11 protein-coding genes are annotated in these 16,280 nt (G+C 73.1%); 5 read left to right on the top strand and 6 right to left on the bottom strand.

All coding sequences use genetic code 11. The features are described from left to right. Window positions 1-266: 266 nt before the first annotated feature. Together P2Q00_RS34500 and P2Q00_RS34495 are read left to right on the top strand one after the other, a co-directional pair. Complete coding sequence (locus P2Q00_RS34500; RefSeq protein ID WP_275777616.1) at window positions 267-1,430, top strand: exonuclease SbcCD subunit D; 1,164 nt, start codon at window positions 267-269, stop codon at window positions 1,428-1,430. Next, the gene (locus P2Q00_RS34495; protein ID WP_275777615.1) at window positions 1,427-4,417 is read left to right on the top strand and encodes an AAA family ATPase; all 2,991 of its coding nucleotides are present in this window, start codon (window positions 1,427-1,429) and stop codon (window positions 4,415-4,417) included. The genes P2Q00_RS34500 and P2Q00_RS34495 overlap by 4 nt, the downstream gene beginning before the upstream one ends. On the opposite strand, the gene P2Q00_RS34490 is transcribed toward P2Q00_RS34495, so the two are convergent. Then, complete coding sequence (locus tag P2Q00_RS34490; RefSeq protein WP_275777614.1) at window positions 4,411-4,857, bottom strand: Lrp/AsnC family transcriptional regulator; 447 nt, start codon at window positions 4,855-4,857, stop codon at window positions 4,411-4,413. The genes P2Q00_RS34495 and P2Q00_RS34490 overlap by 7 nt on opposite strands. A gap of 127 nt (window positions 4,858-4,984) precedes the next feature. On the opposite strand from P2Q00_RS34490, the gene P2Q00_RS34485 reads away from it, so the two are divergent. The 3 genes from P2Q00_RS34485 (at window position 4,985) to P2Q00_RS34475 (ending at window position 7,026) form a co-directional block, all read left to right on the top strand. After that, window positions 4,985-5,467: a rhodanese-like domain-containing protein gene (locus tag P2Q00_RS34485; protein WP_275777613.1), complete on the top strand. Its 483-nt coding sequence runs from the start codon at window positions 4,985-4,987 to the stop codon at window positions 5,465-5,467. A gap of 104 nt (window positions 5,468-5,571) precedes the next feature. Continuing rightward, window positions 5,572-6,090 (top strand): immunity 21 family protein, encoded by a 519-nt coding sequence (locus P2Q00_RS34480; protein ID WP_275777612.1) that lies wholly within the window; start codon window positions 5,572-5,574, stop codon window positions 6,088-6,090. 90 nt (window positions 6,091-6,180) lie between these two features. Then, a complete protein-coding gene (locus tag P2Q00_RS34475) occupies window positions 6,181-7,026 on the top strand; it encodes an SDR family oxidoreductase (RefSeq protein WP_275777610.1) in 846 nt (281 codons plus the stop codon). Between the two features lie 12 nt (window positions 7,027-7,038). Here P2Q00_RS34475 and P2Q00_RS34470 read toward each other — a convergent pair whose 3' ends face one another. The 5 genes from P2Q00_RS34470 to P2Q00_RS34450 form a co-directional block, all read right to left on the bottom strand. Further along, entirely contained in the window at window positions 7,039-8,730 is a 1,692-nt protein-coding gene (locus P2Q00_RS34470) for a DUF885 domain-containing protein (protein WP_275777608.1), read from the bottom strand. A 159-nt stretch (window positions 8,731-8,889) separates the two neighbouring features. Beyond that, window positions 8,890-10,326: a GNAT family N-acetyltransferase gene (locus tag P2Q00_RS34465; RefSeq protein WP_275777606.1), complete on the bottom strand. Its 1,437-nt coding sequence runs from the start codon at window positions 10,324-10,326 to the stop codon at window positions 8,890-8,892. Between the two features lie 165 nt (window positions 10,327-10,491). Beyond that, window positions 10,492-13,149: a DUF7824 domain-containing protein gene (locus P2Q00_RS34460; RefSeq protein WP_275777604.1), complete on the bottom strand. Its 2,658-nt coding sequence runs from the start codon at window positions 13,147-13,149 to the stop codon at window positions 10,492-10,494. Beyond that, on the bottom strand, window positions 13,146-14,552 hold the full coding sequence (locus P2Q00_RS34455) for an SWIM zinc finger family protein (protein WP_275777602.1): 1,407 nt from the start codon (window positions 14,550-14,552) through the stop codon (window positions 13,146-13,148). Before P2Q00_RS34455 ends, P2Q00_RS34460 begins: the two co-directional genes overlap by 4 nt. Window positions 14,553-14,693: 141 nt before the next feature. Next, window positions 14,694-16,277, bottom strand: a complete 1,584-nt coding sequence (locus tag P2Q00_RS34450; RefSeq protein WP_275777600.1) for an alkaline phosphatase D family protein — start codon at window positions 16,275-16,277, stop codon at window positions 14,694-14,696. Window positions 16,278-16,280: the final 3 nt, after the last annotated feature.

The raw sequence follows: 16,280 nt of genomic DNA, 5'->3' as shown, positions 1-16,280 counted from the left end.
ACAGGCGAGGACGGGGGCGTGGCGGGCGACGATGCCCGGCGTCGTTCTGGTCGGCGACCAGGGCGAGACGCCGGCCGCGTCTCTCCGGGCACTCACCGCCGGGGCGCCGACCCGGTGCTGGGTGCTCGGCAACGGACAATCCGCGTAGGCACAGCGGAACGGCGACGGTCGCGTACGCATCTCAGTACGGTGTGGGACGGTTCATGACGGGCCGATACGGGAGTAACCGACCGTGATGTCAGACCCGGCCGTTAGTCTCGGGGATCATGCGACTGCTGCACACTTCCGACTGGCATCTCGGCCGGGCGTTCCACCGGGTGAACATGCTCGGGGCCCAGGCCGAGTTCATCGGCCACCTTGTCACCACCGTGCGTGAGCGCGGCGTCGACGCGGTGGTCGTGTCGGGGGATGTGTACGACCGGGCGGTGCCGCCGCTGGCCGCGGTCGAGTTGTACGACGACGCCCTGCACCGTCTCGCCGACCTGGGTGTGCCCACGGTGATGATCTCCGGGAACCACGACTCGGCCCGTCGGCTCGGTGTCGGCGCCGGCCTCATCGGGCGGGCCGGCATCCACCTGCGGACCGAGCCGTCGGCGTGCGGAACGCCGGTGGTGCTGTCCGACGCACACGGTGATGTGGCGTTCTATGGGCTGCCGTATCTGGAACCGGCCCTGGTGAAGGACGAGTTCGGCGTGGAGAAGGCGGGGCACGAGGCGGTGCTCGCCGCCGCCATGGACCGTGTCCGCGCCGACCTCGCCACGCGCGCGCGGGGCACCCGTTCCGTCGTCCTCGCGCACGCCTTCGTCACCGGCGGCGAGGCCAGTGACAGCGAGCGGGACATCACCGTGGGCGGGGTCGCCGCCGTGCCCGCCGGGGTCTTCGACGGGGTCGACTACGTGGCGCTGGGGCACCTGCACGGCTGCCAGACGATCACCGAGCGCGTACGCTACTCCGGCTCCCCGCTGCCGTACTCCTTCTCGGAGGCCGACCAGCGCAAGACCATGTGGCTCGTCGACCTCGGCGCCGACGGCTCCGTCACCGCCGAGCGCGTCGACTGCCCGGTGCCGCGCGAGCTGGCCAGAATCCGGGGCACCCTGGAGGAACTGCTGGCCGAGCCCGGGCTGGCACGGCACGAGGAGGCGTGGGTCGAGGCCACCCTCACCGACCCGGTCCGCCCGGCCGACCCCATGGCTCGGCTCACCGAGCGCTTCCCGCACATCCTCAGCCTCGTTTTCGACCCCGAGCGGGCGCCGGACGACCCGGACGTGTCGTACGCCAGGCGGCTCGCGGGCCGCAGCGACCAGCAGATCGCCGAGGACTTCGTCGCCCATGTGCGCGGCGCCGGCCCCGACGGGCGCGAACAGGCCGTGCTGCGGGACGCGTTCGACGCGGTGCGCGCGGACGAGGCCGTGCGGGAGGTGGCCCGATGAGGCTGCACCGGCTGGACATCACGGCATTCGGGCCGTTCGGCGGATCCCAGACCGTCGACTTCGGCGAGCTGTCGGCAGCCGGGCTCTTCCTGCTGCACGGACCGACCGGAGCGGGCAAGACGTCCGTGCTCGACGCCGTGTGCTACGCGCTCTACGGCTCCGTCCCCGGCGCCCGCCAGAGCGGCCAGGGCCTGGCCCTGCGCAGCGACCATGCGGCGACCGGCACGCGCACGGGAGTGACCCTCGAACTGACCGTCGCCGGACGCCGGTTGGAGGTCACCCGGCAGCCGCCCTGGGAGCGCCCCAAGAAGCGCGGCTCGGGCACGACGCTGGAGAAGGCCCAGAGCTGGCTGCGCGAGTACGACGCGACGGCCGGCGCCTGGAAGGACCTCAGCCGCTCGCACCAGGAGATCGGCGAGGAGATCACACAGCTGCTCGGCATGAGCCGCGAGCAGTTCTGCCAGGTCGTGCTGCTTCCCCAGGGCGACTTCGCGCGTTTCCTGCGCGCCGACGCCGAGGCGCGCGGCAAGCTGCTGGGCCGCCTCTTCGACACCCATCGCTTCGCCGAGGTCGAGAAGCGCCTGGCCGAGCGCCGCCGCGCCGCCGAGGCGCAGGTCCGCGAGGGGGACACCGCGCTGCTGGCCGACGCGCACCGCATGCAGCAGGCCGCGGGCGGCGTCATGGAACTGCCGGAGCTGGCACCGGGTGAGCCCGGCCTGGCCGAGGCCGTCATCACCGCCGCAGCCGTCGCCCGCAGCACCGCCCGGGAGCAGCTGACGATCGCCCACTGCCGGCTCACGGCCGTGGAGTCGGCGCAGGCGGCCGCCGAGCGCACGCTGGGCGACGTACGCGAAGTGGCCCGGCTGCAGGGGCGGTTCGCAGAGGCCCGGGAGCGCGCCGCCCGGCTGGCGGAGGGCGCAGGCGCGTACCAGGAGGCGCAGGCCCGCATGGAGCGGGCCCGCAAGGCCGAGACGGTGGCGCCCGCACTGGAGCTGCGGGAAGCCGCCGATGCCGAGCACCGACGGGCGGCCGCCGCCGAGGTGCATGCGCGTGCCCTGCTGCCCGAGAACTTCGCCGACGCCGGTGCGGCCGGGCTCGCCGTCGCCGCGCGGCGGACGACCGAGGAGCTCGGCGGCCTGGAGTCGGCCCGTCGCGCCGAGCAGCGTCTTGCCGACCTCGTCGCGGAGCGCGTCGACCTCGACCGCCGGGAGCGCGCCGACGAGGAGATCCTGCAGGAGGCCGAGGCCTGGCTCGCGGACTGGGAGACGACCCGTACCGGAGTGCACGCCCGTATCGAATCCGCGCAGGAGGCCGCGACAAGGGCCGAGCAGCTCGGCGTGCAGCGCGGGCCCGCACAGCGCAGGCTCGGCGCGGCCCGCCAGCGCGACCAGTTCGCCCGCGACACCGATGAGGCCCACGCGCGCGTGCTCGCCGCCCGCGAACGTGCCACCGAGGCCCGCGCCCACTGGCTCGACCTCAAGGAACAGCGGCTGAACGGCATCGCGGCCGAGCTGGCAGCGAGCCTCACCGACGGCGAGCCGTGCGCCGTCTGCGGAGCCACCGAGCACCCCGCCCTCGCGCGCAAGGTCGCCGGGCATGTCGACCGCGAGGCGGAGGAGCGCGCCCTGGCCGCCTACCAGCGCGCAGACGAACAGCGCGCCGAGGGCGAGCGGCGCCTCGGCGTCGTACGAGAGGCACTCGCCGCCGCCACGGCCGAGGCGGGCGACACGCCCACGGCCCGACTCGCCGAAGAGGTCGAGGAGTTGGAGCTGCTGTACGCGCGGGCGCGCGCTGCCGCCTCCGAGCTGCACCCGGCGAGCGAGCAGCTGCGGCGGGCGGAGCAGGAGCACGAGCGGCGAATCGCGGTGCGGCAGGAGGCGGCGGTCAGAGCCGCCTCACGGGTGGGTCACCGCGAGCGCCTTGAGAGCGAACGGACCGGCCTGGAAGAGGAGTTGGCGCAGGCGCGTGGCACGGCGGACAGTGTGGCCGCGCGGGCCGCGCAGCTGGAGCGCAGGGTCGCGCTGCTCACCGAGGGCGCCGAAACCGCTCGTGCCGCCGAGGACACCGCCCAGCGGCTCAAGGACGCCGACGCCCGGCTCGCCGACGCCGCCTTCCGCGCGGGCTTCGACACCCCGCAGGCCGCGGCCGCCGCACTCCTCGACGACGTCGCCCACCGCGAGCTCCAACGCCGCCTGGACGCCTGGCAGTCCGAGGAGGCAGCCGTACGGGCCGTGCTGGCGGAGGCCGACACCGCGGCCGCCGCCCAGCAGCCGGCCGCCGACCTCGCCTCGGCGGAGCGGGCCGCCGCCGTCGCGGCCCAGCGGCTGCGCGACGCCGCCTCCGCACGCGACGCGGCCGCCCGCCGCTGCGGCGAACTCGACCGGCTCTCCGCCCGCTCCGCCGCGGGCGTACGACGGCTGGCCCCGCTGCGCGAGGAGTACGACCGGGTGGCCCGCCTGTCCGCCCTCGCCGCGGGCACCTCGGCGGACAACGAGCGGAAGATGCGCCTGGAGTCGTATGTGCTGGCCGCCCGCCTGGAGCAGGTGGCCGCCGCGGCGACCGTGCGGCTGCAGCGCATGTCGTCCGGTCGTTACACCCTCGTCCACTCCGACGACCGGACCGGACGCGGCCGCAGCGGGCTCGGGCTGCACGTCGTCGACGCGTGGACGGGACGTGAGCGGGACACGGCGACCCTGTCGGGCGGCGAGACGTTCTTCGCCTCGCTGGCCCTCGCCCTCGGCCTCGCGGACGTCGTCACCGACGAGGCCGGCGGGGTCCGCCTGGACACACTCTTCATCGACGAGGGCTTCGGCAGCCTCGACGACCAGACCCTCGACGAGGTCCTCGACGTGCTCGACTCCCTGCGTGAGCGCGACCGCAGCGTCGGCATCGTCAGCCATGTCGCCGATCTGAGACGCCGCATCCATGCGCAACTCGAGGTCGTGAAGGGAAGATCGGGGTCGTTCGTCCGGCAGCGAGGTCAGTGACCGAGGGGCCGCCGGGGCAGCGGGGAGGAGTAGACGACGCTCGTGGTCACCGAGCCGAGTGCGCCGATCTTGCCCGACACCTCTTCCAGATGGCGCATCGAGCGGGCGGTGACCTTGATGACGAAGCAGTCGTCGCCCGTCACATGGTGGGCCTCGAGGATCTCGGGCGTCACGGCGACCAGGTCGTGGAAGGGTTTGTAGTTGCCGTTCGGATACCGCAGCCGTACGAACGCGAGGATCGGCAGCCCCAGCCGCTCGGGGTCCACGACGGCGGCGTACCCCTGGATGACGCCCGCCTCCTCCAGGCGGCGCACCCGTTCGGTGACCGCGCTCGGCGACATGGAGACGGCACGTGCCAGCTCGGCGAAGCTGGCGCGGCCCTCGCGCTGGAGGACGTCGAGGATGCGCCAGTCGGTGGCGTCCGGGGAAAACACGGTCATGGGGGAGGAATAGCAGGGGAATCCCCGGCCGGGCAAGGTTCGGGCCGGGGAACGCCACTTCTGGGAGAGCGACGGCAACCGTAGATTTCTGGCCGTAGCGACAACGTCGGAGAAAGCAGGTCAGATCATGAGCAGCACCACGACCGCCGTCAACCCCGTCCTGCGCGTCGCTCCGGCCGCCCCGGCCGTGGCCGCCGCCTACTTCCGCGCGAGCCTGGTCTTCCACGCCGACGTCTCGGACGTCGCCGCCGCACTCGCGGCCGGCGGCGACCCCGGGTTCGTCGTCCTGGACTCCCGCTCCACCGAGTCCTGGGACCAGGGACACCTCCCCGGCGCCGTCCATCTGCCGACCGCACTCATCCCCGAGCAGGCCGGACAACTCCTCGACAAGTCCGTGCCGGTGGTCACCTACTGCTGGGGCCCCGGCTGCAACGGCGCGACCCGGGCCGCGCTCGCCCTCGCCGAACTCGGCTATCAGGTCAAGGAGATGCTCGGCGGCTTCGAGTACTGGGCACGCGAGGGCCTCGCATACGAGACCTGGAAGGGCCGCGAGCGTCGCCCCGCCGACCTGCTGACGGCGCCGGTGGCCACGGAGGACTGCGGCTGCTGAACCGTCGCCGACCGGCTCACTCCCGTAGGACCTCGGACAGGAGCCGCGGGGAGGAACGGGGGACGGCGGATTCGTGGATTCCTGTGCGTGTACCGTTCTGCGCCATGGTGCGATACGCGGAACCCGGTGCGCTGGAGTGGGTCGAGTCGGGCGGCGGACCGCTGATAGCGGTGCCGGAGACGGTGCTGCCGTTCTGGGCGGGTGCCGACGGTGAGGATGCCGCCTCCGACTACGACCGGGCCTGCGAGGTCGACGGGTTCGTGGGGCTGCTTCCGGTCGGCGACTCGGCCGCCCTGGTCCTGGGCGACGAACCCGCCTCCACCGCCTTCCTGCCGGAGCATGCCACCTTCGTACGGTGGTGGGCGGCGAACTCCGAGGACGAACTCCTGGCAGGCGTTCCCGCGGCCCTCGCCGCCGCGGACTGGGAGCACGAGGTGCGCTGGGAAGTGCCGGGCACGGTCGTGCTGTTCGACTCGGCCTGGCCCGGCAGCCAGACGGAGCGGACGGACTGCCTCCGGGTCGTGCTGGAACCGGGCAGGTACGCGGTGCGCGCGGCCAACGTCCAGCCGGGGCCGGAGACCTGGCTGGGCCTCGTACAACTGCGGCGCATCGAGCACGGATAGCCGAGCGCCGATGGTCGAGCGCCGAGAACGGACAGTCGAGCACGGATAATCGCGTGCGCCGGGTCGGAGCGTTGCCCATCATGGTCGTCCATGCCCCGGCTTCCGCACCCCGCCCCCGAAGACCTGCGCCGTGACCCGCTGCCCCTGCGCGGCCGCACCGCCCTGGTGACCGGGGCCAGCAGACGTGCCGGCATCGGACATGCCGTGGCCCGGCGGCTCGCCGCGTACGGAGCGAGCGTCTATGTGCACCACCACGTGCCGCACGACACCGCCATGCCCTGGGGCGCCGACCGCACCGAGGACGTGATCGCCTCCGTACGTGCGGCGCTCGGTGACCCGGCGGCCCGGATCGTCGGGGGACCCGGCGACCTCAGCGACCCGGCCGCGCCCGACCGACTGATCGCCACGGCCGGCTCGGCACTCGGCGGACGGCTCGACATCCTGGTCGCCAACCACGCCCTCAGCGGCAGCGACGGCACCCTCGACACCATCGACGCCGCAATGCTCGACGCGCACTGGGCGGTCGACACGCGTTCGGTGCTGCTGCTCGTCCAGGCCTACGCCCGGCACCGCGCCGCACTGCCCTCGCGCACCACCGGCGGACGCGTCGTGATGATGACCTCCGGCCAGGACATCGCCGGCGGTATGCCCGGCGAGATCGCCTACGCCCTCCAGAAGGGCGCACTCGCCTCGATCACACGCTCCCTGTCGACCACGCTCGCCCAGCAGGCGATCACGGTGAACACCGTCAACCCCGGTCCCGTGGACACGGATTACGCGACCGGGGAGACATACGAGGCGGTTGCCGCGCGATTCCCTTCCGGCCGCTGGGGCATGCCCGACGACCCGGCCCGCCTCATCGCATGGCTCGCCACGGACGAGGCGGACTGGATCACGGGCCAGGTGATCGACTCGGAAGGCGGCTTCCGCCACTGACGTGACGGATCGTCAGAGCTGGGCGAGCTCGTCCACCAGGTCGTCCAGGCCGAGCGAGCCCTGCGAGAGCGCCGCCATGTGCCAGGCCTTGAGGTCGAACGCGTCGCCGTGCCGCTCGCGCGCCTTCTCGCGGCCCTGCAGCCAGGCCCGCTCGCCGAGCTTGTAGCCGATCGCCTGCCCCGGGATGGTCAGATAGCGGGTCAGCTCGCTCTCCACGAAGTCCGCCGAGCGGCTGCTGTGCGCGCCGAAGAACTCCTGGGCCAGCTCGGGAGTCCAGTGCTCGCCGGGGTGGAAGGGGGAGTCCGCCGGGATCTCCAGCTCCAGGTGCATGCCGATGTCGACGATGACCCGGGCGGCCCGCATCATCTGCGCGTCGAGGTAGCCGAGCCGCTGCTCCGCGTCCTTGAGATAGCCGAGCTCGTCCATCAGCCGCTCCGCATACAGCGCCCAGCCCTCGGCGTTGGCGCTGACCCCGCCGATGGTGGCCTGGTAGCGGGAGAGGTTCTCGGCGACATGCGCCCACTGCGCGAGCTGGAGGTGATGGCCGGGTACGCCCTCGTGGTACCAGGTCGAGACGAGGTCGTAGACCGGGAAACGGGTCTGCCCCATCGTCGGCAGCCAGGTGCGGCCCGGGCGCGAGAAGTCCTCCGAAGGAGGCGTGTAGTACGGGGCTGCCGCGCCGCCGGGCGGGGCGATGCACGACTCCACCTGCCGCACCCGCTCGGCGAGTTCGAAGTGCGTGCCGTCCAGCTCGTCGATCGCCTGGTCCATCAGACCCTGCAGCCAGTCGCGGACCTCGTCGACGCCGTCGATGTGCTTGCCGTGCTCGTCGAGGTGGGCGAGCGCCACCCAGGGCGTCTCGGCGCCGGGCAGGATTTTCTCGGCCTCCTGCTTCATCTCGCCGAGCAGCCGGTGGAACTCGGACCAGCCGTATGCGTACGCCTCGTCCAGGTCGAGGTCCGTGCCGTTGAAGTAGCGCGCCCAGCGGGCGTAGCGCTCGCGGCCCGCCGTGTTCGAGGCGCCCTCGATCGCCGGCGCGTACACGTCGCGCATCCAGTCGCGCAGTTCCACCACGGCCGCGGTCGCCGCGCGGGCCGCCTCGTCCAGCTCCGCGCGCAGCGCCTCGGGGCCCGCCGAGGCGAAGTCCTCGAACCAGCCGCGGCCCTCGCCGTCCGTGTCCGACCACTCGGTGAGCTGTTCGACGAACGTGGCCGTCGGACGCGGAGCCGCGTACAGCTTGCGCTCCAGGCCGAGTTCGAGGGACTCGCGGTAACCGGCGAACGCGGCCGGTACGGCACGCAGCCGCTTGGCGATCGCCGCCCAGTCCTCCTCGGACTGGTTCGGCGTCACCGTGAACACCTCGCGCACCGAGTGCGCGGACGTGGCCATGTTGCCGACGCGGCGCAGGCCCTCCTCGGACTCGTGCACGGCCAGTTCGGCGGTCAGCCTCTCGCGCAGCAGCCGGCCGCAGCGGCGCTCGATGTCACTGTCCGCGCCGGGCTGCCGCTCGGCCTCGTCGAGCCGCGCCAGCGTCCGCCGCGCCAGCTCCGCGAGTGCCTCCTGGCCCGCGGGCGACAGGTCGGGCAGCCTGCTCGAACTCTCCTTCACACCGAGGTACGTTCCGGTCACCGGGTCGAGGGCGATGAGCTCGTCGACGTATGCGTCGGCGACTTCGCGGGGCAGCGGGTTCGTGGTCTGTGACATGCGGTCCATCCTCATACGAGTCGCCGCCGCGCGTCACCCGGATTGAGCCGAGGGCGTAGGCGCGGGCGCGGACCGGGCCCGGCCGGTCCGCGTCCCGTCACGCCGGACGGCCCGGCGCTCCCGCCGGGCCGTCCGCAGGTGCGCCGTGCCGGACAGCCCCTAGTCCCGTGCGATCCGCTCGCCGACCTGCTCCTCCGTCGCCTCGTACGGCAGCCGGGAGCCGGCCTGGCTCGTCTTCAGGCGGGCCGTGATGACCAGGGTGCCCTCCTCGATCTGGTAGTCGAGGGGGAGCCCCAGGCCGCGCATGGCCGCGACCATGCCGGTGTTGGACGCCTGCGTCACGGCGTACACGGACTCGCAGTCCGCCTCGGCCGCCAGCGCCACCAGCCGTTCCAGCAGTTCCGTGCCGATGCCGCGGCGCTGCCACTTGTCCTCGATCAGCAGCGCGACCTCCGTCTCGTCCCCGTCCCACAGCAGGTGGCCGAGGCCGACGATGCGCCCCGACGCGGTCTGCATCGCGAGGGTGCGGCCGAAGCGCGGGCTGAGCAGGTGGTTCAGATAACGGTCCGCGTCGCCGACGGGCCCGTGATAGCGCAGGGAGAGCGTCCGTGCCGAGCACCGCTCGTGCATCGCCTTCGCCGCCTCCAGGTCGCGTGCGTCGGCCCGGCGTACGGTGATCTCGTTGCCCTCGGGCAGCGTCAGCACGTCCTGGCTGTGCGGCACGCGCGGCCCGAGCCGGGCGTCCAGCTCCACCAGCGCCCGCGCCCGGGCGAACTCGGTCGGGGTGAACGGCAGATACGGCCGCTCCACGGTGATCACTCCGCCTTCCGGTGCCCGCAGCCGCATCACGGTGTCCTCGAGCGCTCCCTCGACGGGCAGACCCCCTGGACCCCGGCCGCCGCCGACCGGTGTGGCGGGCAGCTGACGGATGGTGCACCGGCCCAGCAACTGCCGCAGTGCGAGCGGCAGTTCGGCCGCATCCAGCGCGGTGCGGGCCGCCAGGCCCAGCACCCGGGTCGGCACGTCCACCAGATCGTGGGCGTCGGCCCGCTCGATCCAGGTGTCGCTGCCCCCGGCCTGCGAGACCGCCCGGGTGAGCTCGGCCGCCATGAGCCCAGCGGGAGCCCGCAGCAGGAACTCGTCCACCGTGCCCTCGGCCAGCGGATGCGTCTGCAGGCTCAGGATGTCGACCTGCCGCCCCGCCAGCGCCGTGCACAGCGCGGCCAGTGATCCCGGTTCGTCCTTCACCGTCGTCCGCATCCGCCACAGCGTGCTCTGACCGGGCACGGTCTCCGGCGTCGCCGACGACTCGTCGGACGGCCCGGCCTGCTGCTCCTGCGACAGCGACCGGGCGTCGGTATCGCCGGCCGGAGGTGCATGACCGTGGCGGCGTGTCCACCAGGTGTGGAACCCCGCCGTGGCGGCCAGGGTGACCGCCGAGATCACCAGCAGTGCGGGACCGTCGGGCCCGTGCCCGATCAGGTTGGCCACGCCGTCGGCCACGGCGACGGCCGTGAACAGGGCGGCGAGTTCGACGACGTCCCGCCGCCAGTGGTGCACGGGACGACCATGCTTCGTACGTGTCACATCAGACATTTCTCGACTCATGCAGCCACTGTGAAGGAGAGGTGTTGCGTGATCACGAACGCTCTGTGACTGATCGGTAAAGCGTGGTTATGCTCCTTTTGTAGATCTTTCAACTGATTGCGCTGCGGGGATCGGGAGACGGGCGACGCGCCTGGTCAGAGCCCTCGTGACGGGTCAGGCGGCCACGTCCAGGGCGAGCGCGCTGCGCAGCCGACGGGCCTGCGACACCAGCCGGGACGAGCCGCGGCGCTGTGCCGTCTGCGCCAGGTGCGGCAGCTCGCCCCGCGCCCCGGAACGCTCGGCGCACTCCGCCGCCACCGCCAGCAGATCGCCGAGCCCGCGCGCCGACGCCCCCGAGTCGTTGGTGGCGAGCTCGGCGAGCAGGACGGGCAGGGTGTGCCGCAGCATTCCCCAGATCGTGGCGTTCGCCCCCGTGGCCGCCGCCGTCCGCGCCGACTCCGCGAGCCGCAGCGGCTTCACCGCCCCGCGCCGCACCAACTGGCCGAGATCCGCGCCCAGTCGGGCCGCGTCGAGCTGTCCACGCGCGGCCAGCGTCAGCAGCGCGTCCACGGCGGCGAGCCGGTCCTCCGGATGCCGCGCACCGAGCCCGTACGCCAGACACAGGTGCACGGCCTCGCCCGCCGCGCCGCCGGACTCGGCCAGCTGGGGCAGGCAGCCGGCGGCTCCCCGGTCGTCGTCCACGGCCACGGACGACAGGTCCCGCAGCATCCGCAGGGCTACCAGCTCGCGTCTCTCGGGCAGCAGGGCCAGCCAGTGCTGTCGTATGTCGTCGCTCCAGTGGTAGCAGTGCCAGCGCTCCCGGTAGACGCTGACCGGTCGGCCCAGCGGGCGGAACTCCACCGGGAAGTCCTCCTGCAGTTCCGGGAGTTCACCGCACTCGAGCAGGATGCGCTCGCCCGCGGTCCGCCGACGGTCCGCCGGCAGGCCGGGCCCCTGATGGGTCAGCCACCGGGCGAGCCGGCTGCCCTCCCGGGTGCCGAGGGCCGCCGCGCGCCGGGCGGCCTGTGCGGCTGCCGCCCGGTCCTCGCGCCGCACCCGCAGCAGCGCCTGCGCGAAATCCGCCGCCGCAACACGCGCGCCCAGGCGCCGGTATTCGTCGAGGCGGTCCACCAGCTCGTCCGGCTCCAGCAGGCCCGTGCTCCACGTGGGGGTCGACAGCAAGAACGGCAGCGGATCGGTCTGCATCCGGTGTGCCACCTCCCACAGGCGGGCCTCGAAGGCGCGGGCGAGCGGGCTGTGCACGCACTCACGGGCCGTGGACCCGTGCTGGACGAACGCGTGCAGCGTCCCCAGGTGCACTCGTCCGCGCAGCGTGGCAAGGAGAAGGTCCAGGCCGTCGTCCGCGTCCGACACGGCGAAGTCGGTTCTGCCGAACCGGGTTTCGGTGCGGTACCCGTTCTCCGGCTCGTTCCACCAGCGGCGCGCGAGTACCGGCGCCAGGGCTTCCAGCAGGGCGTCCCGGTCCTGGTACGCGTGGCGCACCAGGCCGTCCAGTGCGCGCTCGAACCCGGCCACACCGGGCTCGGATTCCATGGCGGCCCCCACTTCCTCGGCGACCTCGGTCGCGGAGACCGGCGCGGGGGTGAGGCGCGCCGGCTGCGGTGCGGGCGGGAGTATCTCCTCGTATGTCACCGGGGGTTCCGTCCTGGGGACGTTGCCCAGGGTGTGCGCCGCGCGGGCCTGGAGTCCCGGGATCAACTCTTCGGCGGCCAGGGCCAGTTCGGCGGGCACCTCGGTGCCCTTGACCTTCTTGAGGTGCCGCTCCACCAGCTTGAGCGCCCGCTCCTGCACATCCGAGTCCTCGTGCCTGAAGGCCTGCGCGACGACGGGCAACAGCTCCTGCGCCGCGAACGCGTCCCGGGCCAGGACCTTTCCGAGCAGCACCAGCTGGGCGCGTACCAGCTTCTTCTCGGGACGGAAGAGCACCGCATCGGACATCTCCGCCAGCTTGCATGTCGTCAACTCGCCCTCCAGGGCGAGGGCACCGAGCACCGACTGGGCGTGCGAGGCCACCGAGGAGACGCCGTCGGAGGCGAGGGCCAGCCAGTCGGCGGTCCGCTCCCGCTGTTCGTCGGCCGTGAGGGACAGGTCCTTCAACAGATGCAGGAACGCCCGGTGATCGGCGGCGGAGCCGCCGCGCAGCAGGCGGGACACACAGGCGTCGACCATCGCCCCACGGTCCAGGGCGCCCTCGGCGGCGAGCTGCGTCAGCGCACCGAACCAACTGTTCGGGCCGTCACCGGCCAACCACCCCAACAGGCCGCCGATGTCGTCGGTCTCGAAGAGCGCGGCCACCAGCTGCGGCAGATACGGGTCCTGCCGGAGCCGGCCGAGCACCGTGTCCTCGCGCCGCCAGGTGGCGCCGATGTGGCCCAGCCAGCCCCGCACATACGCATCCGTCGTCGGCACCGGGCAGCCCGACAGCCGCACCAGCCCGGCCATCAGCTCGTACGGCACGCCGGAGCCGACCGGCCGTTGAGCGAGCCGCTGGGTCACGTCTGCGAGCCACTTCGGGTCGCGGTCGCCCAGGATGCGCAGCAGCAGGGCCGGCGACGTCCGCGACCAGCGCATGTCGGCGGCGGCGATCCAGGCCGCGACGGCCGCCGCGCCCGTCTGGCACGCGACCCCGGCCACATACAGCGGCGGATAGGCGCGCCGGGAGTCGGCATCCCAGGGAGCCGCTCGCAGCTCCTTTCGCAGCGCCTTCAACTCCGCGAACAGCGGCCGCCGTTCGGCATCCGTCAGCTCGTCGAGCAGGCCAACAACCTCGGCCGTCCGCCCCGCCCGTACCGCATCCATCAGCGAGCTCATCGCACACCCCCGTCGACTCGTGCCCTGTCCTGCTCCGCCGCGGCGCCGCCCCGACGCACCATCCGCACCGCCAGGGCGTGCTTGCACGGCCCGCGTCCGCCCCGGTACTTCGCCCACCACAGACAGCTGCAGCTGAGCGTCCCCGCCTCGTCCCGCACCCGGTGCACATGCCCGTCCTGTGCCGTCACCGTCCCGAGGGGGCCGTCCAGAGCGACCGCGCCCGCAGCCACCAGTGCCCGGGCCGAGCGCAGCCTGGGGTTGTGGCGCTCCACGCGCTCGGCGTCGTAGGGCAGTTCGCGGTGGAAGTAGGCGGCCTCCGCGGTGTCGTAGCCGACGCGCCCCGAGGTGCCCAGCCGCACCAGGGCCGCCCGGACCCGCTCGGCCGTAAGGCCGGAAGAGGCGGCGAGGTCCGCGATGTCGATGCGGGGCTCCCACGCGAGGAGCACCGAGATCAGCTCCGCGTCCTCGGCCGCCTCGTCGGTGGCGAGCGAGTCCAGGACGCCGCCCTCGCCGGAGAACCCGCGCGAGGCATCCGGCGACAGCGTGAGCGTGAGCCGCATCCCGGGCAGGACGGCCTCCCAGGCGCCGGCCGCGGAGGCGGCGCCGGTGGCGGCGGGACCGTAGACCCGCAGGGCCGTCGCGTGCCGCAGCACACGCTGGAGGGCGATCAGCCGCTCCGGGCCAGGCAGGCACACCGCGCCGGGAACCGGCCGTGTGGTGGGCCGCAGGGTGCGACCTGCGGGCACCACCCACCGCGGGTCCGCCGCGGAGCCCCGCCCCGTGCCGCGCGGCAGCGCGCGCAGGAACCGCACGGCCTCGGCCGCGGGCAGCTCGGCCCGCAGATCGAAGCCCGCCGCGATCACCTGGGCCTCCGCGAACCCCCGCAGCCACCGGTCGGGCAGCGGCACCTTCTTCTCCACGACCGGGCCGTCCAGCGTCGTCACCGCCAACTCCTCGGGCCCGACGCGCAGATGGAGCGGATCGTCCGAGCCGATGCGGGAGAGGGCCTCGCGCAAGGGGTTGTTGACGTCGACGTTGGTCGTGCCGTGCCCCACCTCGCCGCCGTCGAGGCCCGGCTCCAGGACGTCCAGACGGGCGTAGACCCCGCCGCAGCCCGAGAAGGACTCGAAGCGCAGCCGGTCGCCGTTGCCCGTCACCACCGGGTCCAGCGAGGCGCGCAGCTGCCGCTGGTAGTAGCGCGCGGCGGCCACGTCCGCCACCGCCAGCAGCCCGGCCGAGGCCACCTGAGGAGACGTCAGGAAGCCGGCGAAGAAGCGGGGATGGTCCTCGGCGCCGGAGGGCGTCGCGCCCCGCGAGGTCTCGAGTCCCAGGCGTTGTTCATCGGCCGAGGACTCCAGCACGGAGGGTCGGCGATAGGCCACGGCCTGCAAAGATCGCGTCATGGAAAAACCGTAGAGGCGACCACTGACAATCGGTTCTGACCTGCGAAGACGCCTTTGCGAAGGGCGAGTTCGGGGCTGCGGAGCGGTGCCGCGCACCGGGGGATGACGCCGGTGCGCGGCCCACCGGAAAGGGTACGGGAGTTACTGGCCGACCCGGCCCGGCTGGAGCACCTGCGTGAACAGCACGGTGCCGTCGTATTCGCGCAGCCGCACCGTCAGCTCGCCGCTGTCCCCGTCGATGTCGACCTCGCCGAAGAACTGGTAGCCCTGGGCCGGCGAGACGTTCGCGGTCGTCGGTGCCTTCACGAACACCCGGTCCGGGCCGAAGGTGCCGTCGAGTGCGTTGGCCGGGAAGGCGCCGGCGTTGAGCGGGCCGGAGACGAACTCCCAGAACGGCTCGAAGTCCTTGAACGCGGCCCGCGACGGGTCGTAGTGCTGCGCCGAGGTGTGGTGCACGTCGGCCGTCAGCCACACGGTGCCGGTGATCCGCCGGTGCTTGATGAACCGCAGCAGTTCGGCGATCTGCAGCTCGCGGCCCAGGGGCGCGCCCGGGTCGCCCTGGGCGACGGCCTCGAAGTTCGGCTTGCCCTCGACCGGGTCGGGCACGACCAGTCCGAGCGGCATGTCGTTGGCGATCACCTTCCACACGGCGCGGGACTTCGCGAGTTCCCGCTTGAGCCACTCCAGCTGCTCGCGGCCGAGGATGCCCACCGGGTCCGTGGTCTGGTTGTCCGGCGAGTTGGCGTTGCGGTAGGTGCGCATGTCGAGCACGAACACGTCCAGCAGCGGGCCGTGGCTGACCTTGCGGTAGATCCGGCCGTCCGGGCGCCCGCTGATGGTGGAGATCGGGAAGTACTCGGAGAAGGCCTGCCGGGAGCGCAGCGCCAGGTCGTCGAGCTTGGTGCCGGCCGGGTAGGGCGTGCCGGTGCCGATGACCTCGCCCGGGTACCAGTTGTTGCGGACCTCGTGGTCGTCCCACTGGATGATGTTGGGCACCTGGGCGTTGAACCGGCGCAGCGCCGCATCCAGCAGGTTGTAGCGGAAGTTGCCCCGGTAGTCGTTCAGGGTGGTCGCGACGTGCGACTTCTCCTCGGTGGTGACGTTCCGGTAGATGCTGCCGTCGGGCAGCGTGGCGGTGGCGGAGATCGGGCCGTCGGCGTAGATGTTGTCGCCGCTGCACAGGAAGAAGTCCGGGTCGACCTTGGCCATGGCGTCGAAGATGCGGTAGCCGCCGATCGACTCGTTGATGCCCCAGCCCTGTCCCGCCAGGTCGCCGGACCACACGAACTTCACGCCCTGGCGGCGCTTCACGGGCGCCGTGCGGAAGGTGCCGGTCACCGGCTCGCCGGTGCGGCGCGGGTCGTCCGGGTCTGCGAGCAGGACGCGGTAGTGGATCTGCTCGCCGGACGGCAGCCCGCGCAGCCGGGTCGTGCCGGTGAAGTCCGAGTCAGCGCCGAGCAGCGGGCCGTGCCATCTGTGCGGGTTGCGGAACGTTTCGGTCGCGGACGTCTCGACGATCATCCGGGCCGGACGGTCGGAGCGCACCCACACCAGCCCAGAGTTGCAGGTCACGTCTCCCGCCTGCACGCCCCAGCCCGCCTGGGGGCGCCCCGAGAGGGCGAACGCCGGTGCCGCGCCGAGGGCGGTGGGCAGGGTCAGAGCCGCCGACGCGGCGAGGGAGCCGCGCAGCACGCTGCGGCGGCCCGGGAACGGACGGTGTGACATGGA

The sequence above is a fragment of the Streptomyces coacervatus genome (assembly GCF_029223485.1).
Classification (GTDB): Bacteria; Actinomycetota; Actinomycetes; order Streptomycetales; family Streptomycetaceae; genus Streptomyces; species Streptomyces coacervatus.
This window is presented reverse-complemented; position numbering and strand designations above follow the sequence as displayed.